Here is a 19110-nt window from a genome sequence, read left to right as displayed (position 1 = left end):
ATGCAATTGCTTGAATGGCAGACTTTTTTAATCTTCATCTTTTACATCAATATCCTCTGGAATGGGGGTAGAGCGCCAAATTTCAATTTCCTCTTTAATACGCTCTAATTGCTGAAAATAAGTGCTGAATTGGCTGTTATTTATAAGTATTTGTTCCCCATCATAAACAGAACGGATGCGCCCCTCATACACTAGACGCATAATTTGCTCCTCAGGCATCCCAAGATCAAGAGCTGTCTCTGCCACTGTTTTATACATATAAATCGCCCCTTTTCTTAAGTTCATTATACTGCTCATTGGACAGAAAGCCTACTAAAGTAAAATGCTAATTGTTTGATTCTGGATAAATCTGTATTATTAATAATAATGATCGAATAATAGCAGAAGATGTCTTGCAAGTAGGAGGGAGAAACAAGCTGGTTACATAAGGGTGTGAAAACCTTAAGAAATTCTTCATTTTTATCGTAACTGGTTTTTAAGATTTGAACAGTACACTAATAGTTGAGAGTGAGGTGCATATCATGACGAAATTAACAGTTCTTGTTACAGATGACGATCAAGATATTCGTGATGGTATTGAAATTTATTTAAAAAATGAAGGCTATAATGTGATCAAGGCAGCAGATGGCGTGGAAGCATTGGTAAAGTTGAACAATAATGAGGTACATTTAATTATTTTGGATATTATGATGCCAAATATGGATGGCATTACAGCAACATTTAAAATTAGAGAAGAGCGCAATATTCCAATTATTATGCTTAGTGCAAAGGCGGAAGATGGCGATAAAATACATGGTTTATCAGTAGGAGCGGATGATTATGTGACAAAACCATTCCATCCTTTAGAATTATTAGCACGTGTAAAATCACAGCTAAGACGCTATGTTCAACTGGGAACATATAATGAAGGTGCAGCAAAGGTGGAGATTGACGGACTTGTGCTCGATGAGGATGCAAAAGAGGTCATCTTAGAAGGAGAGCCTATTCGTCTTACACCAATCGAATACAAAATTACAGAATTATTAATGAAAAATGCAGGGCGTGTTTTTTCGATTCGTGAAATTTATGAGCGTGTTTGGAATGAGGAGGCTTACAATGCTGAAAATATTGTAGCTGTACATATTCGAAAAATACGTGAAAAAATTGAAGCAGACCCGAAAAACCCACGCTATTTAAAGGTGGTATGGGGCGTTGGATATAAAATGGAAAAATAAACTAGAGAAGTATATATCGATTACAGGATTTATAGCTGGTGTTATTGGACTTATTTACTTTGGTGTGTATGCGTATCAAATTGTTAATGCTCGCTCCTCAGAGGTTTTACAATTGCTTGAAAGAATTTTTTAGGGGAGTGTTAGGAGTATGGTAAAAAAATGGAAAGCCTTTCTTGTGCTTATATGTTTAATTTGGACAACCTTTGGTATAGGAACTTTTATGCTTGTAGGTCATCAATATATTGGTAATTCCTATTTTGACTCTGAAAATTTCTATGGTGAGAGTAATGATTTTTTTACGGATTTAGGACCGATTATCTTAAATGCACCAAAAGCGAGTGATTTAAAAAGTAAATTAGAGGCTACGCAAGAAGAAATAGATGAGCATCGTAATTATTATGGTACATTAGGAGAGCAAATTGATAGCATTAAAGAACAATATGAGCAACGTATTCAAGAAGCTATAAATGCAAATGCAACTGAATTGCAAAAAAAATTACAAGCTGAGCGAGATGCTAAAATTAAAGATATCACAACAAACTTTGAAGATGATGAGCATGTTCGGAAGAAGGTTCTTGCTGCAAAAGAAGTGCTTGTTGATAAATATGTAAAGGCTGTACAAGAAGAGGCGAAAAATTTTAATAAAGTCTATCATTTTTGGTCTTATGAATTAAAAAATACAGAAACGGGTAAAATATATCGCTTTGGGGATGTTTCAGAAAGCAGCGTTTATAGAATAGAATATACGCAGCAAAACCCATTACGAGTAGATAATATTAGCCCTAAACTCGAGGATATTTTTTACCGTACAGAAACGCATGTGAATACAGATTCTCTTTATGAACTAGCTGAATACACAGGTACCGTGACAATTCCAAAAAAAGCAATCGCACAGTCAACAAATATAATGTGGGATGGCTATAAACAATTTCAGCAAAACCAATATATTTTTTACTTTGTTTGGCTTACAAGTATTGTAACAGCTATTTTTGCTTGGATGGGCCGTAAAGATGTGCTATATGTAGCGAAAAATTTGCAGAAAAAAGAAACGTTAACAAAGTTTAAAGTAGATGTGCAGCTTATTTCCTTATTAATTACAGGCTTTATCTATTTTATTGCCTTTCAAGTTGTTTATGAATCGATTGAGTATCATTATTTATACAATTATGTGCGTTATATAATCGAAATGGCTTTTAAAATAATGGCTTTCATTACAATTGGTATAGCTTTCTTTATGCAAATCATTTGGCTATACGCACGAATCAATACATTAGAAAGGTTTGAAGAAAGCTTAAAATCAAGTTATTTATGGTCATTAGGTGATTCAATTACAGATTTATTTTTAAATCGCTCCATCGCATTGCATTCAATTGTTATGCTAGCGGCAGCCTTTTTCGGTGGAGGCAGCCTTGTTGCGACGATGATAGGAGGCGGCTTTGGCTTCCCGTTCTTACTACTTTGTATGATTGTAGGAATTCCAGCGTTAGTTATTTTCTTAAACAGAATGGGCTACTTAAATCGTATTATGAAGGATACGAAAGATATGGCGGAGGGGCGCTTAAATCGAGATGTAAAGGTTAGAGGTAAATCGCCACTTGCAAGGCATGCAGAAAATCTGAACCATTTACGTGAGGGTGTACGCATATCTATGCATGAGCAGGCAAAAAGTGAGCGTTTAAAAACAGAGCTCATTACAAATGTTAGCCATGATTTACGCACACCATTAACCTCTATTATTACGTATACAGATTTACTTAAAAAACCAAATATTACAGAGGAAGAGCGTCAGCAATATATCCATATTCTCGATAAAAAATCAGAGCGTCTAAAAGTGTTAATTGAAGACCTTTTTGAAGTTTCTAAAATGGCAAGCGGCAACATAGAGCTTCATCGCAGTCGCGTGGATTTAACACAGCTTATCCAGCAAGCTGTAGGGGAGCATAAAGAGGATTTAAACCAGTCACGTTTAGATTTACGCATGACGATGCCACATGATCCAATGTATGCCTATGTGGATGGTCAAAAATGGTGGCGACTGATTGATAATTTAATTGTAAATGTCTTGAAGTATGCATTAGAGGGTACGCGTGTCTATGTAACATTAAAGCGTACAATCGATGGTGATGCTGAATTTACAGTGAAAAATGTTGCTAAGTATGAAATTGGTGAGGATGCTGAGGAGTTATTTGAGCGTTTTAAACGTGCAGATGCCTCACGTCATACAGAAGGATCAGGTCTTGGATTAGCTATTGCACAATCCATTGTTGACCTACATGGAGCCCGCATGAACATTGAGGTAGATGGTGATTTATTTAAAGTAATTGTACGGATTCCAGCCGTATAGAAAAAGATGGTGGCATGTTTCTGTGCCACCATCTTTTTCTTATAAGCCTAAATTTTTGGCAATAATCATTTTCATTACTTCATTTGTGCCGGCATAAATGGACATAACCGGTATATCACGATACCTTCTCGCAATTTTATACTCCTCCATATAACCATAGCCACCGTGTAATTGCATACATTGAGCAGCCAGCTCACGAGCGTTTTCTGTGATCCAGTATTTAGCCATGGATACCTTTGTTACAACATCCTTTCCAGCAATATGCTCCTCAATCAAGGCTTCTAAAAATGATTTGCCAAGCTCAACCTTAGTCGCCATTTCAGCTATTTTAAATTGTGTATTTTGAAAATCACCAATGGCTTTGCCAAATGCTTGTCGTGATTTTACATAGTCGAGTGTTAGTGTGAGCATATCCTCTGCGGCTGTCTGTGCTGCAATAGCTACAGCTAATCGCTCCTGCTGTAGTTTTTCCATCATATAGACAAAGCCTTTGCCTTCTTCTCCAAGAAGGTTTTGAACGGGAACCCTACAATCCTCAAAATAAAGCTCTGCTGTATCCTGTGCATGCATCCCCACTTTTTCAAGCTGCCGACCTTTTGTAAAGCCAGGTGTATCTCCTTCAATAACAAGCAAGCTAATACCACGATGCTTTTTTTCAGTCGAGGGGTCTGTTTTTACAGCAACAACGACTAAATTAGTATGAATACCATTTGTTATAAAGGTTTTTTGCCCGTTAACAATATAATGGTCACCATCACGAATAGCTGTTGTTTGAATATTTGCCAGGTCTGACCCTGTGCCAGGCTCGGTCATCGCAATGGCTGTTATATACTCACCTGTAATACATTTAGGCAACCAGCGAGACTTTTGTTCATGTGTACCATATGCCTCGATATAAGGAATAACAATATCATTATGCAAACCAACCCCGATAAGGCTTGACCCTATGCGTTCAAGCTCCTCCTGAATAATGACCCCAAAGCTAAAATCAAGCCCCAGCCCACCATACTGTTCTTCTACTTGTGGACAAAGATAGCCCATATCGCCAAGTTTGCGCCAAAATGAGAGGGGAATAAGATGGTCCTTTTCCCATTGGGCATAATGCGGCTCAGCTTCCTCTGCTAAAAACTTACGAAAGGTTTTACGAAATAACTCATGCTCTGTTGTTTCAAATTTATAGCGTGTCATGTGAAATAGCACCCCTTTTTGCTCGTAAATGCATAAATTTTCTCTTACAACTATTATGTTACTGAAAGGAATATAAAAATTAAAGTGCTTTTAGTGCTGAAATAACAAAATTGTTATTGCTATACATTAAATAAGATGAATCTAGCAATAAGGGCTCATACTCATAGATTGATGAAGTATCATGATATAATCGACTAAATAATAAAGGAAAGTAGAGGACAAAGATATGCCAAAAGTAATAGGGGGTATACTTTTAATTAGTATTTATAGTGCGTTGACCTTTTATATAGGGTGGGGATTAAAGCAGTGGCTAGTAGCAATGGGCTGGTTTCGACTACCAGTACTATTTTGGTTAGTGTTGTATATAATTGCCTTTAGTATTATTATAGGAAGGTTACATGAGTATTTGCAGTTTTTCTCGGTTATTAGTAACTACTGGATGTTTGTGTTTGAATATGGTTTATTATTATGTTTAACTGCACAATTAATTATTTGGTTAACACCCTTTAAAAATGTACAAATAATTGGTAGTATAGCAATTGCTGTACTATTTGTGCTAGGCGTTGTTGGCTCTTATCTAGCCTATTCTCCAGTAGTGCGCCATTTAGAAGTTACTATGGATAAAAAAGATAGTGAGTTAACATCACTAAGGGTGGTTGCAGCATCCGATTTTCACTTAGGCGTTTTATCACATAAACGGCATCTACAACGCTTTGTTGATCTTACGAATGAAGCGAATCCAGATATCGTTTTATTAGCTGGTGATATCGTGGATGATGACCCTAAATGGTTTGTGCAAGAGGGCATGGCGGATGTCATCAAGCAATTAACATCTACATATGGAACATATGGTATACTTGGTAATCATGAATATTATGGTAAAAAAATTCCTGACTTTATAAAGGAAATGGAAAATGCCAATGTCAAAATACTATTAGATGAAACAATTCGTATAGCAGATGCGTTTATATTAACGGGTCAAGAGGATAAAACGAATATAGATCGGAAGCCACTCGATGATTTAAAGCCTTCAGCTAACTTACCATGGCTTGTCATGAATCATACACCTGATGATTTGATAACACCTTCAAAGCTGGGTGTTGATTTTCATATGTCAGGGCATACACATAAAGGGCAGCTTTGGCCAAATCAATATATAACAGCTCGCGTATTTGAGCTGGATTATGGTTATAAGCTGAAGGAGCAGATGCATACACTTGTGTCATCAGGTTATGGCTTCTGGGGGCCACCTATGCGAATTGGTAGCAGGTCTGAGCTTTGGGTAGTAGATATAAAGCTTCAGTAGTAGCTGTAAATGTATTATTTTATAATAGGTGAGTAATTTTATAAATAAAGGTAAGGTGACATGGTGGATATTATAGAGTTATTAAAAGCATTGATTTTAGGCTTTGTTGAAGGGATGACAGAATTTGCGCCTGTATCTTCAACGGGTCATATGATTATCGTAGATGATATGTGGTTAAAGACAGAGGAGTTTTTAGGGAAGTATCCTGCTAATACATTTAAAATTGTTGTACAGCTTGGTTCAATTTTAGCAGTGATCGTTGTAATGTGGAAACGGATACTCAGCTTAGTAGGATTATATAATATCGATGGTCAATCTAAATCAATGACGAATCGTTTTAACTTAGCGCATGTAATTGTTGGGATGCTACCCGCTGTTGTATTAGGATTTGCCTTCAAGGATTTTATTGATGATCATCTTTTTAAAGTAGAGCATGTTGTGTATGCATTAGTTGCAGGAGCTATTTTAATGATAGCCGCAGATAAATTAGCACCGCGAAAGCCAAAAATAGATTCTTTAGATAAAATCTCTTATGGCTTAGCCTTTAAAGTAGGCTTAGTGCAATGTTTATCTTTATGGCCAGGTTTCTCACGCTCAGGCGCTACAATTTCAGGCGGGGTACTATTTGGTATGAGCCACCGTGTTGCAGCTGATTTTACATTTATTATGGCTGTACCGATTATGGCCGGAGCTAGTTTAGTATCTGTTTTGAAAAACTGGGATACTTTATCTATGGACTATTTTGGCTTCTATGCTGTCGGATTTATTAGCTCATTTGTCTTTGCATTGCTGTCAATCAAATTTTTCCTAGCACTGATTTCAAAAGTAAAGTTAATGCCTTTTGCTATTTATCGTTTAGTATTAGCAGCAGTGCTTTGCGTTATTATTTTTATGTAAACAAAAGCCACTCTTCTTTTCCACAAGAAGCAGTGGCTTTCATCATGTTGATGTGTATTTGTGAGAAATCTTGCAAAAAATTGAGGTAATCATGATTTTTGACGTAAAAGCTAAAGATATGATTACCTCTTTATTTTGCCTGGTAAAGACTTGCAAACATTGATATTACAGCTTGCCACAATTTTCACATATGCCAATAGAGATTTAATCAATTCAACTAAACTAAACAAAATACAGTAAGGCACCTAAATATTCAGTTGAATAAAAATATAGAAATAACAAGACCTCATCAATACTTATTAAGTACCAACTGAACATCTTGCACAATTCATAGCAAAAAAATTAACTACGATGTTCTTAAGTGGATGCCAAGCATGTATATAGTATGTGAAGGATTTAAAAAGGGAAACAAGTTACCCAAAAAGAATAAAAAATTAAGCCGTTTCATCTGTTGCGGCTTCTTCTCCACTTGTCGAGTTCGGTGACGTTACTTTTTTATTATACAGTTCACGAGCTAATAAAAATCCTTCAATGATGCCTTCAAGTTTTAATTTCTCATCGTGTGTAAGTAAGTTGATTTTTTTTGCGAGATCAGTTTCATCAAAGTTTAACGTTTCTTGTTCAATAGTGCGCTCTTCACCAGTCATTAACCAATCTAAAGAAACATCAAAAAAATTCGCAATTGCGATTAAATACTTCGCTGTAGGAGTAGACTTTTTTTTATCATTTTCCCAATCACTGATATTTCCTTGAGATGCGCCTATAGCTTCAGCCAGTTCAATAGCTTTAACATTTCTTTGTCCTCGTAGTTGCTTAATGCGTTTGCCGATTTCATTCATTATAAATAACCTCCTAATATTCGCGTAAACGAATTTTGTGCAAAAAAAAGCGAATTTAAACTTGAGTGAATTCGTATATGCGATACAATGTAATTAAGGGAAACAAGTTGCTCATTAGATTTTACCATTTTTAATAGGTGGAATAATAGCAACCATTATTCTTTGACAACTAAATAGGAGGAGAGGCAATGAGCGAACTAATGTACAAGCAGAATCAGGCAGTATTACAGGAGATGCAAAAGTGCCGTGAGTATACAGCCGAGCAGACAGAGACTATTAGTTGGAAAATCTCACAGGCACATAAAGCAGTGGTTCATCGCATTGATGCTTTTGTCAGAGAAGAATACAAATGCTTAGAGGAAGAAATTGAACAACTAGAACAACAGTTACTTGAAAAAATAGCTGAGAGGAATGAATTATTAGCTTGGTTTTATCAAGTGGGAGTCAGAGAAGGTCTGCAAATGAGCGTGGAAGTCTACCTCGAAAATACAGGAGGTGAGAAACGTGAAACAACGTCAGTTAACGCCCATGGGTAAGCGTGTCGTGAAACGTTTAATCGACATGAATAAGACGCAACAATGGCTCTGTGATGAAATTGGTACAGGCAAAACGTATTTGAACAAAATCCTACATGGAGAGCGTTCAGGTAAAAAATATTGGCCAAAAATTCATGATGTTCTCGATTTGAAAGATGATGAACAGCAATCGGCTTGAAGTACTTTAGAGAAGGATGAAGAAAATGAACTGGTTTAGTCGCCAACATCAGTCATTTGATGAAGAAAGAAGTGATATGGAGAAACACTCCCTGACACAAGGAAAGCTTACACAATTTGTGTGAATACATTGATAGAAGCGGAAGGGCTTACAGCGTCAGAATGTCTTGAGAAAATAGCGAAAGTTGATAGGGCGTATCAAATCTTAATGCTTAGTCGAAAAACTGGGGAGGTGATTTTCTTTATACCCACTGGAGATCATGTGGTTGTAATGGGAAGGTTAAAAGGCATTTTTGTGTCCTTAATACAATCCTTGCTGTTGTTGAAAAATTTACCAAAATGAGAAGACAGAGATTTCTATTCGAGGCTACTTGTATGTCATTTTCGTATAATTATGAGTGTATCATTTTTACAGCCTAAAAATATGTGATGATCATTATAATGAATGTATCAAGATAGTATGGTTGCCATATTATAAGTGTAAGAAAAGGAAATGACCGTTAGCCAAAAGGGCGTTTCTACAATGATATTTTAAGAATACAAGATTTATTAGGTATAAAGTATTATTTTTGAATAAGGTGATAAAAAAGTTATTAATAACATACATTATTTGCCTATATATTGTTCATTTAGATAGTTTAAGATTATAATTGATACATAAAGTACCAGATTATTTTTGTCTTTTAATGGCATTTAGGAGGATGGGATTAGAACGTATAGATTATGATACGAGGTGGAGAGAATGTTTCAAATTGTGAATAGATCAAAGAAAAATACAATTGAAATTAACAATGATACAAATACAGGTATTTTTATTGAAGATCCAGATCGTTTATTACAATTAAAACTCATAGGTTTGAATAACTATGATCTGCAGCTGATTAAAAGCTTAAAGCTATATGTAGAGCGCGATGTTGCGGATGTGGTGGCAGGATTTTATCGTGTGATTGAAAGTGTCCCTACGCTGCAAGAGGTTATTCAAACAAATAGCTCCAGTGAGCGATTACGCCAAACATTGCGTCATCATATTATTGAAATGTTTGAAGGACGAATTGATGAAGCCTTTTTAGAAAAACGCAGACGAGTGGCAAAAATGCATGTAAGGATTCGTCTATATCCAAAATGGTATTTAGCTGCCTTTCAAGTTCTTGAAAAATCATTAAGAAAGATTGTGTATGAGCTTCAATTATCAAAAGGCGAGGAAGAAAAATTTTGTGATGCTATTAGTAAAATTTGCAATTTTGAGCAGCAAATTGTGTTAGAAGAATATGATCACTATGCCAATACATTGATTGAGGAACAGCGTAATAATGTTCTTGAGCATGTAAAAGAAGTGATAGGTGGCATTTCTACGCAATTAGAGACTCAATCTCAAAATACCTCTAAAACCGTATCGGAGCTTATTTATAGTGCAAAGAAGACCAATGATTTTTTAACAAATAGTATTCATGAAGCAGAATCCATGCAGAAAGTATCAAGTGATGGCCACGCTAAAATTGTTTTAATCAATGAACAAACGGGTGAAATTCATCATAAGACAGTTGAAATGGCTAAGATGGTGGAACAGTTGGACCAGTCCTCCTCAAAAATTAATGCAGTTGTGGAAATGGTGAAAAACATTTCAGGTCAAACCAACTTACTTGCGTTGAACTCTGCTATTGAAGCAGCACGTGCAGGCGAGCACGGTAAGGGCTTTGCAGTGGTGGCGAATGAGGTACGCAAGCTTGCAGATCAAACGAAAAGTTCTGTTGAGGAAATTGCTGAGCTTATTATGATGTCTAATGGTATTACGGTACAGGTTGTTCAAGCCATTCAAGATATACAACAACTCGTGCATAATAGTATTGAACGCAATGCCGAGTCTTTAAAAGCTTTCGATGCGATTTCTGACTCTGTTGAAGATTCTATCTCCAATTTTCAGAATGTAGGAAGACAGATTTCGGAATTAGCAAATATTATTGAATCGATAGGTGAGTCCTCAGGAGCGTTAGAGCGGGTAGCTAATCGCTTAAATACAACAATTAGAGAGTTTTAGCATGTAAAATAGTAGCTATGCATAAAATCTATGCATAGTTTTTTTGTTTGGTTTTAGGATAAAGCTATGTATTTCATGGATAAACAAAGAAAGAAGCTGATAAAATTGATAAATGTTAAAAACAGCAAATATTTATAAATAGATACAGACTAGAAAATGCTTGTGGTAAGTGTTACGCTATAGGCGAATTAGGGAATTGACTAGAGGGGTGTTTCAAACATGAAAAAGAAATTATTTATAACACGCAAATTTCCTGCACAAATCGTAGAGCCTTTACGGGAATATTACGACATCTCACAGTGGGACGAGGAAGAAATGGTGATTCCACGTGACAAATTGCTAGCAGCCGTGGCAGATTGTGAGGTGTTATGGGTAACACTTGCTGATCAAGTAAATGAGGAATTGCTGTCACATGCGCCCAATCTAAAATTAGTGACCAATTTAGCGGTTGGCTATAATAACATAGATGTGCAAGCGTTACGGAAGCGAGGGGTTATGGCGACCAATACGCCTGGAGTGTTGACCAATACAACGGCAGATTTAGTGATGGGCTTATTGCTAGCAACAGCACGTAGAATTCCAGAAAGTGAACGCTATTTACGTGAGGGCAAATGGAAGAGCTGGTATCCAATGCAATTAGTTGGGAAGGATGTGTCAGGTGCTACCATAGGTATTATTGGAATGGGGCGTATTGGACAGGCTGTTGCTAGGCGGGCAAAGGGCTTTGATATGAAGGTTTTATATAACAATCGAAGACGCCGTCATGAAGCAGAAGAAATGTACGGCTTTCAGTATGCATCATTGGAGGAGCTTTTAAAGCAATCAGATTTCGTTGTCATTATGACACCATATAACAATGATACAGAGGGGCTTATCGGTGCTGAAGAACTAGCGCTAATGAAGGATGATGCTGTTATTATTAATGCCTCACGTGGTGGTATTATAGATGAGCTGGCATTGTACGACACATTAAAAGAGGGCAAGTTGTGGGCTGCAGGGCTGGATGTATTTGAACAAGAGCCGATAGCTATGGATCATCCTTTATTAACACTGTCAAATGTTGTAGCCCTGCCGCATATCGGTAGTGCGTCCTTAGAAACAAGAACAGCGATGCTTATGTTAAATGTAAAAGAGCTTACGGCTTATGGACAAGGCAAGGCTGTAACAAATCGAATTGATTAAAAAATGGGAGCATATCCAGTAGTGATATGCTCCCATTTTGTTATTTGTTAAATAAATCAAATAAACCGCCAATACCGCCTTCACCTTTCGATTGACCACCACCGCCTTGTGAAATAGGCGCTGCTGCAAAGACGCGGCTTGCTAAACGGCTAAATGGTAATGATTGTACCCAAACTTTACCCGGACCACGTAGAGTAGCAAAGAAAATACCTTCTCCCCCAAATAGTGCCGTTTTTACGCCTCCTACTAGCTCGATATTATAGTCCACGCTGGCAGTCATCGCTACTAGACAGCCAGTGTCCACACGTAAAACCTCCCCAGGCTGCAATGTTTTTTCATGAATAGTACCACCTGCATGGACAAATGCCATACCATCTCCCTCAAGTTTTTGCATAATAAAGCCTTCACCACCAAAGAAACCAGCACCGATTTTTCTCTGGAATTCAACGCCAATAGAAACTCCTTTAGCCGCTGCTAGAAAGGCATCCTTTTGACAAATAATTTTGCCATTTAATTGACTTAAATCCATTGGAATAATTTTGCCTGGGTAAGGTGAAGCAAAATAGACATGCTTTTTACCTGAGCCAACATTTGTAAATGTCGTCATAAATAAGCTTTCACCTGTAATCATTCGTTTACCAGCACCTAATAATTTCCCCATTATTCCGCTTTGTGAGCTACCTCTTGAGCCATCACCAAAAATTGTTTCCATATGAATGGCATCATCCATCATCATTAAAGCGCCTGCTTCCGCAACAACAGTTTCTTGAGGATCAAGCTCCACCTGTACATACTGCATATCGTCACCAAACAATTTGTAATCAATTTCATGGTTATTCATAAAGAGATTCCTCCAATAATAAATTTATTGTTATTATATACGGTGATCCGTCACATTAGTTTCAATGAAAAATTAAATCTTTTAGAAAAAAAGGGAATTAGACAGAAAATGTCGAATATAAAAAACTAGAATGTGTATGATTTATTTTCATTTAATGGAGGGTATGGTGAATATACATAACCTTAAACGGCTATCCCTTTGCATAAATGGATAGGTGAAAGTTTTACGTTAAGTGAAAATAAAGCCTCTGGCAGTTGTCGCTGATATTTGTTTTACGGACGTATTACAAAGGGATAATATATCTTTAAAATTCGGAATTTTGACATAATTAATTCTCACGAAAGTCATATATTCTGTACCTATGGAATACGACTGGTCGATAGCCGAGGCATCATAGAGTATTTCAGGGGGTGTATGAAGTGGAGATTAAAAACTATATCGGTGGTAAATGGAAAGCACATTCACATTTACAAAGTATAGCAGTGACGAACCCTGCAAATGGAGAGCAGTTAGCCACCATACCTCGTTCAACAGCAAGCGAAGTAGATGAGGCGGTAGTAGCTGCTAAACAAGCACAAAAAGGCTGGGCACTTGTACCAGCGCCAAAGCGTGCAGACTATTTATATGCCATCGGTCAAAAAATGAAAGAAAAAAAGGAATATTTGGCGACCGTTTTAACAAAAGAGATGGGCAAGGTTATTGAAGAAGCTAGAGGAGAGGTGCAAGAAGGCATCGATATGGCTTACTATATGGCTGGGGAAGGTCGCAGGTTGTTTGGTGAGACGACACCATCTGAGCTAGCTAATAAGTTTGCAATGAGTGTAAGAGCGCCTATTGGTGTTGTGGCACTTATTACTCCTTGGAATTTCCCTATTGCTATTGCAACATGGAAGTCATTTCCTGCAATTGTTGCAGGGAATACATTTATTTGGAAGCCTTCAAATGAGACACCAATGATGGCCTATGAAATGGGTAAAATTTTTGAAGAAGTAGGCTTACCAGATAGTGTAGCAAATATTGTATTTGGTACAGGGCCTACAGTTGGAACAGCTTTAATTGAACATCCCGATGTAAAGGTTATCTCCTTTACAGGTTCTACAACAACAGGTAGTAAAGTAGCTGAGCTTGGCGGTAAGCATTTAAAGAAGATTTCTTTAGAGATGGGTGGAAAAAATGCTGTGATTGTCATGGATGATGCTGATTTGCAGCTCGCTACAGAGGGAATTTTATGGAGTGCATTTGGCACAGCTGGGCAAAGATGTACGGCATGTAGTCGAGTGATTGTGCATAAAGATGTAAAAGAGCAATTGGAGCAGCACCTCTTGGAAGAAATGCAAAAGCTAACCGTTGGGAACGGCTTAGATGAGGGCGTTAAAATTGGACCAGTGATTAATAAAGCTGCATTAGAAAAAATTAATCACTATGTGCAAATAGGTAAACAAGAGGGAGCCACATTATTAGCAGGTGGCAATATATTAAATGAAGCGCCGTATAATAATGGATTTTATTATGAACCGACATTGTTTACGAATGTCAAACCTGACATGATTATTGCGCAAGAAGAAATCTTCGGTCCAGTCGTTTCACTAATTGAAGTAGCTAGTTTAGAGGAAGCAATTGAAGTAAATAATGGCGTGAAATTTGGCTTATCTAGCTCAATTTTCTCACAGGATGTAAATACAATTTTCCGCGCCCAACGTGATTTAGACACAGGAATTGTTTATGTAAATGCTGGCACAACTGGTGCTGAAATTCATTTGCCCTTCGGTGGTACAAAAGGGACAGGAAATGGGCACCGTGACTCGGGTGTTGCTGCTCTCGATGTATACACAGAATGGAAGAGCATTTACGTAGACTACAGCGGTAAATTACAAAGAGCACAAATCGATACAGAATAACAGATCAGCGAAAGGGGATGTTCTTGATGAAAGTTGTTGTATTAGGTGCAGGTTTAATGGGGAAAGAGGTAGCTCGTGATTTAATAAAAAATGATGAAGTAAAGCGTGTATTTTTAAGTGATATTGATATAAATGTGGCACAGGATTTTGTGGACACACTAGGTACAGATAAGATTGAGGTTGTGGAGCTTCATGCAGAGAGTGATGATTCCTTAATGGAGGTCATTGCAAAAGGGGATGTTGTTGTCAATGCGCTATTCTATTCCTTCAATGAACGAGTGGCAAGAGCGGCAATTGAGGTAGGTGTGCATTCCGTAGACTTAGGTGGACATATTGGTGGAATAACAGAAAAAATATTAGAGCTTCATGAGGAAGCAAAGGCAAAGGGTGTCACAATTATCCCTGACCTAGGTGTGGCACCAGGTATGGTCAATATCCTAACAGGCTATGGTGCATCTAAATTAGATGATGTTGAATCTATTAAACTATTTGTTGGGGGTATTCCAACTGAGCCTAAGCCGCCTCTTCACTATACGCGTGTATTTTCTTTAGACGGTGTTTTTGATCATTATACGGAACCTTCTAAAACAATTCAGAAGGGTGTACTTGAAGAAGTTCCATCCCTATCAGGCATTGAACCTATTTATTTTGATGAGTTTGGTGTGCTGGAGGCATTTTATACTTCTGGAGGAATCTCCACACTGTATAAGACATTCCCAAATGTCCGCACATTAGAATATAAAACAATTCGCTATAAAGGGCATGCAGAGAAATTTAAGCTATTAGCTGATTTAGGCTTCCTTGATGCCACAAATACAGTAGAAGTGGATCATCAGGAAGTACCTGTTCGTGCGGTAGTGCGTGAAGCCCTTAAAAAGAAACTTGAGTTAGGGACGAAGCCAGATGCTGTACTTCTACGTGTTATTGTAGCTGGTGAAAAAGCTGAGCAACAAGTGACATATGAATATGAAATGGTTGTCCGCAAGGATATGACAATTAATGAAACGGCTATGGCACGTGCTACTGCCAACACGGTTTCTGTTGTTGCACAAATGATTGGTGCAGGTGTAATTACGGAGCGTGGTGTGTTTGCACCTGAATCAATTGTGCCGGGTGATATGTATATTGAAGAAATGGCAAAACGTGGCGTGGTGATTAAGGAGACATCTCATAAATCTGCAATGATTGTGAAATGGTAGGTGCTGGCCATGAATTTTGAAATGTCCACTGAGCAGGAAATGCTGCGAAAAACAGTCAGACAATTTGTGGATGATGAAATTATTCCTTTCATCGCAAAGTGGGATGCTGAAGGGGGCTTTGATGCCAAAATCTGGTCAAGACTTGCAGAGCTAGGTTTAATGGGTGTTTGTGTTCCTGAACAGTATGGTGGTAGTGGTATGGATTATAATGCACTTGCTATTGTATGTGAGGAGCTTGAAAGAGGGGATACAGCGTTTCGTACGGCTGTATCCGTCCATACAGGCTTAAATAGCATGACCTTAATGCAATGGGGTACTGAGGAACAGAAGCAGGAGTATCTTGCGCCACAGGCTAAGGGTGTTCGGATTGGCGCATTTGGCTTAACGGAGCCGGGAGCAGGCTCTGATGTAGCAGCTATGTCGACAACTGCTGTTCGCGATGGTGACCATTATAGAATCAATGGACAAAAAACATGGATTTCTTTGTGTGATATCGCTGATCATTTTCTTGTTTTTGCGTATACAGATAAATCCAAAAAGCATCATGGGATTAGTGCATTTATTGTAGAACGTTCAATGGCTGGGTTCTCCTCAAAGGCTATTAAAGGAAAGTATGGTATTCGCGCAGGCAATACAGGCGAGCTCTTTTTTGAGGATTTACGTGTACCTGTGAAAAATCGTCTTGGTGAGGAAGGCGAGGGCTTTAAAATTGCTATGTCTGCACTTGATAATGGTCGTTTTACAGTAGCAGCAGGTGCTGTAGGCTTGATTCAAGCATGCATAGAGGCTAGCGTAAAATACTGTCATGAACGCGAAACATTTGGCAAACCTATTGGAGAACATCAGCTTGTTGGACAAATGATTGCGAATATGGAGGCTGGCTATCAAATGAGCCAACTTCTTGTTTATCGGGTTGGTGAATTAAAAAATAAAGGTGTGCGTAACACAAGAGAAACCTCTTTAGCAAAATGGCAGGCTTGTAATTTTGCTAATAAAGCTGCTGATGATGCTGTACAAATTCATGGCGCATACGGTTATTCAGATGAGTATCCAGTAGCTCGTTATTTACGCAACTCCAAAGCACCTGTTATATATGAAGGCACTCGTGAGATTCATACGATTATGCAGGCTGATTATGTGCTAGGAAGACGTCATGATAAGCCATTAACAAAAATGCTGCCAAAATGGCCATTTGAAGAATAAACGAGAGGGATTTTGATGCCCTCTCGTTTTTTGTATGTAGTAAAAAAATTTCAGAAAAATGTAACTTTCACACTCATTGGTAGTCTAATTGATAAACAAGTATATGAAGGTGAGGGAAAATCATGAAAAAGAAATGGTTAGTTATTCTATTAATCACTGTGTTAGCCATAATGCCTGGCATTTTCACATGGGTTATAAAAACAGATGTAACCGCAAAGGCTGTGAGCACAAGTATGACTACGCAGGATTGGCAGGTATCCTTTTCTGTCGCTTTAAAGAAAGACAAAATCATAGAGGACTATGTCTATGTCACAACAGATAAAGACAAAAAAGTACCTGCAACAATTGAATTGCTAGAAGATCGAAAAACATTAGTGGTCAAGAGCATGGAGGCAGGCAGTTATCAATTACATGTGAAAAAAGAGGCATTTGACCATGGTTTTAAGGTAGACTCACAGGTTATTCCATTTACGATTATTACAACAGTAACAGCCGTAAAATCTGAGCAAGAGCTACAGCAATATTTTGAGCAGCTATTAGCCAATCAAAAGTATACTGTGTGGCTAGAAAGTGAACAGAGTGCCCCAAGTGCAAGTAGTGAGGACAAAGCAAGTACAACGAACGAATCTTCCACAAATAATCAGGTAGAAGGTGTGGAAGAGGGCGATATTGTTGTCGTCAACGCTGGCTATATTTATTCGATCAAGGATCAGGGCATTACCGTTGTGAATGCGAAAGACCCAAACAATTTAAAATTGGTGAAAACGATTAAATTCAAAGAATCTCACTATATAACAAAGCTTGCATTATACGATAATCTTTTAATTGCCATTGGAGATGAATATTCGCAGAAAACAGGCACAAGTATGGCAACAGCCTCTCTGTATGATATTAGCAATCCTGAAAAGCCAAAGCATCTGCGTGATGTAGGGCAAGAGGGGTATTTACAAGATATTCGTATTACGAATGATACATTGTATTTAATCGGAAATATGCATCCAAATTATTGGGTATTACAAGAACAAAAGGTGCCAGATTTAAAACCAAAAACATTTGATAGTGCAGAAGGAAAAGAATTCAAAAGCCTACCTTTAGAGAAAATCTCTATTTTACCAAATACAATGGATGGCACATATAGTATCATTACAGCCATTGATTTAAAAAATGGCGCTAAAGGAACTGTCAATACAAAGGGGTACTTAGGTGGTAGTAGTGGACTTTATATGTCAGAGAACGCGCTGTATGTAACAGCCCCAATTTATGAGAAAAATGTTATTTCTCCTGCAACTGAGCGGGTGATGGATAGAATATGGCTACCAAGAACAACAGATACACAAATTTTTAAATGGACTGTAGATGGTACAGCTATGAATTTTGTTGGAAGTGCAGAGGTAAAGGGAACGGTATTAAATCAATATTCTATGGATGAGCATAAAGGGAACTTCCGTATTTTCACAACAGAAGGAAATACATGGGATGAAAAGAATATTTCACGTAACCATCTCTTTATTTTAGATGAGCACTTACAACAGCTTGGGGCGGTGAAAGATTTAGCGCCTGGAGAAAGAATTTATTCTGCTCGCTTTATGGGGGAGAAGGCTTATGTCGTAACATTTAAGCAAGTGGACCCATTGTTTGTGATCGATGTAGCGAATCCAAATAAGCCAACTGTCTTAGGAGAGCTAAAGATTCCGGGCTTTAGTAATTACCTACATCCATTAGACGATACGCATTTAATTGGCATTGGCTATGATACAGAACAACGTTATGATGCCTATACAAAGCAAAATTTCACGGTAACAACGAATATGAAAATGTCATTATTTGATGTATCAGACTTCCGTAATCCAAAAGAGCAATCAACGGTAAAAATTGGCGGAAAAGGCTCATACTCTGAGGTACAGCACAATCCGAAGGCACTCTTCCGAAATAAGGAATATAGCTATTTTGGCTTCCCAGTCGTTCTATATGAGGCAGCTCAAAAGGATAATATTATTTACAAAGGTCAGGGTGCTCAAATTTACGAAATTACAGCTGACAAGGGCATTACCTTAAAAGGAAATCTTATTAATGCATCTACTGGTGAACAGTATGAAAATTGGGCGCAAACTGTACAACGAGTTGTCTATATAAATGATACTCTTTATACAATAGCGCGCAACGAGGTCAAGAGCTATCAGCTAAAAGACTTCAAACATCTCGATACATTAACAATCAAATAAAAAGAAAAATCCAATGAATGCTGAATTCA

Annotated in this window: 17 protein-coding genes; 13 read left to right on the top strand and 4 right to left on the bottom strand. The window is 37.7% G+C overall.

Going from position 1 to position 19110, the window contains the following annotated elements; translation table 11 throughout:
* Positions 1-27: 27 nt before the first annotated feature.
* On the bottom strand, positions 28-258 hold the full coding sequence (locus tag ADM90_RS01415) for a MerR family transcriptional regulator (protein ID WP_053993293.1): 231 nt from the start codon (positions 256-258) through the stop codon (positions 28-30).
* A gap of 263 nt (positions 259-521) precedes the next feature.
* Between ADM90_RS01415 and ADM90_RS01410 the strand changes: the two genes are divergently transcribed.
* The 3 genes from ADM90_RS01410 to ADM90_RS01405 are packed head-to-tail and all read left to right on the top strand — an operon-like array spanning position 522 to position 3558.
* Positions 522-1214, top strand: a complete 693-nt coding sequence (locus ADM90_RS01410) for a response regulator transcription factor (RefSeq protein ID WP_053993292.1) — start codon at positions 522-524, stop codon at positions 1212-1214.
* Positions 1192-1347: a hypothetical protein gene (locus tag ADM90_RS24645; protein ID WP_162838592.1), complete on the top strand. Its 156-nt coding sequence runs from the start codon at positions 1192-1194 to the stop codon at positions 1345-1347. The genes ADM90_RS01410 and ADM90_RS24645 overlap by 23 nt, the downstream gene beginning before the upstream one ends.
* 15 nt (positions 1348-1362) lie before the next feature.
* On the top strand, positions 1363-3558 hold the full coding sequence (locus ADM90_RS01405) for a histidine kinase dimerization/phospho-acceptor domain-containing protein (protein WP_053993291.1): 2196 nt from the start codon (positions 1363-1365) through the stop codon (positions 3556-3558).
* 39 nt (positions 3559-3597) lie between these two features.
* Here the strand turns inward: ADM90_RS01405 and ADM90_RS01400 are convergent, their stop codons facing one another.
* Entirely contained in the window at positions 3598-4746 is a 1149-nt protein-coding gene (locus ADM90_RS01400) for an acyl-CoA dehydrogenase family protein (protein WP_053993290.1), read from the bottom strand.
* 226 nt (positions 4747-4972) lie between these two features.
* On the opposite strand from ADM90_RS01400, the gene ADM90_RS01395 reads away from it, so the two are divergent.
* Positions 4973-6052 (top strand): metallophosphoesterase, encoded by a 1080-nt coding sequence (locus tag ADM90_RS01395; RefSeq protein ID WP_053993289.1) that lies wholly within the window; start codon positions 4973-4975, stop codon positions 6050-6052.
* A 60-nt stretch (positions 6053-6112) separates the two neighbouring features.
* The gene (locus ADM90_RS01390; RefSeq protein WP_200908500.1) at positions 6113-6949 is read left to right on the top strand and encodes an undecaprenyl-diphosphate phosphatase; all 837 of its coding nucleotides are present in this window, start codon (positions 6113-6115) and stop codon (positions 6947-6949) included.
* A 434-nt stretch (positions 6950-7383) separates the two neighbouring features.
* Here the strand turns inward: ADM90_RS01390 and ADM90_RS01385 are convergent, their stop codons facing one another.
* Positions 7384-7788: a helix-turn-helix domain-containing protein gene (locus tag ADM90_RS01385; protein ID WP_053993288.1), complete on the bottom strand. Its 405-nt coding sequence runs from the start codon at positions 7786-7788 to the stop codon at positions 7384-7386.
* Between the two features lie 188 nt (positions 7789-7976).
* Here ADM90_RS01385 and ADM90_RS01380 point away from each other — a divergent pair, with 188 nt between their 5' ends.
* The 4 genes from ADM90_RS01380 to ADM90_RS01360 all read left to right on the top strand — a co-directional run bounded on the left by ADM90_RS01380 (position 7977) and on the right by ADM90_RS01360 (position 11718).
* Positions 7977-8324 carry a hypothetical protein gene (locus ADM90_RS01380; RefSeq protein ID WP_053993287.1) on the top strand — a complete coding sequence of 116 codons (348 nt, stop codon included), beginning with the start codon at positions 7977-7979 and terminating at the stop codon, positions 8322-8324.
* Complete coding sequence (locus ADM90_RS01375) at positions 8293-8502, top strand: helix-turn-helix domain-containing protein (RefSeq protein WP_053993286.1); 210 nt, start codon at positions 8293-8295, stop codon at positions 8500-8502. The genes ADM90_RS01380 and ADM90_RS01375 overlap by 32 nt, the downstream gene beginning before the upstream one ends.
* Positions 8503-9243: 741 nt before the next feature.
* Positions 9244-10536 (top strand): globin-coupled sensor protein, encoded by a 1293-nt coding sequence (locus tag ADM90_RS01365; RefSeq protein ID WP_053993284.1) that lies wholly within the window; start codon positions 9244-9246, stop codon positions 10534-10536.
* A 219-nt stretch (positions 10537-10755) separates the two neighbouring features.
* Positions 10756-11718: a 2-hydroxyacid dehydrogenase gene (locus ADM90_RS01360; protein ID WP_053993283.1), complete on the top strand. Its 963-nt coding sequence runs from the start codon at positions 10756-10758 to the stop codon at positions 11716-11718.
* Between the two features lie 40 nt (positions 11719-11758).
* On the opposite strand, the gene ADM90_RS01355 is transcribed toward ADM90_RS01360, so the two are convergent.
* A complete protein-coding gene (locus ADM90_RS01355; RefSeq protein ID WP_053993282.1) occupies positions 11759-12559 on the bottom strand; it encodes a TIGR00266 family protein in 801 nt (266 codons plus the stop codon).
* Positions 12560-12978: 419 nt separating this feature from the next.
* Between ADM90_RS01355 and ADM90_RS01350 the strand changes: the two genes are divergently transcribed.
* From ADM90_RS01350 to ADM90_RS01335, 4 genes are all read left to right on the top strand, one after another.
* Positions 12979-14457, top strand: coding sequence for an aldehyde dehydrogenase family protein (locus tag ADM90_RS01350; RefSeq protein WP_053993281.1), 1479 nt, complete (start codon positions 12979-12981; stop codon positions 14455-14457).
* A gap of 26 nt (positions 14458-14483) precedes the next feature.
* A complete protein-coding gene (locus ADM90_RS01345) occupies positions 14484-15656 on the top strand; it encodes a saccharopine dehydrogenase family protein (protein WP_053993280.1) in 1173 nt (390 codons plus the stop codon).
* 9 nt (positions 15657-15665) lie between these two features.
* Positions 15666-16859, top strand: a complete 1194-nt coding sequence (locus tag ADM90_RS01340; RefSeq protein WP_053993279.1) for an acyl-CoA dehydrogenase family protein — start codon at positions 15666-15668, stop codon at positions 16857-16859.
* A gap of 122 nt (positions 16860-16981) precedes the next feature.
* Positions 16982-19081: a beta-propeller domain-containing protein gene (locus ADM90_RS01335; RefSeq protein ID WP_053993278.1), complete on the top strand. Its 2100-nt coding sequence runs from the start codon at positions 16982-16984 to the stop codon at positions 19079-19081.
* Positions 19082-19110 lie beyond the last annotated feature (29 nt).

It is taken from the genome of Lysinibacillus macroides (assembly GCF_001281525.1).
Lineage (GTDB): Bacteria > Bacillota > Bacilli > Bacillales_A > Planococcaceae > Lysinibacillus > Lysinibacillus macroides.
The sequence above is the reverse complement of the archived record's forward strand: the minus strand, read 5'-3'. Positions and strand labels throughout refer to the sequence as shown.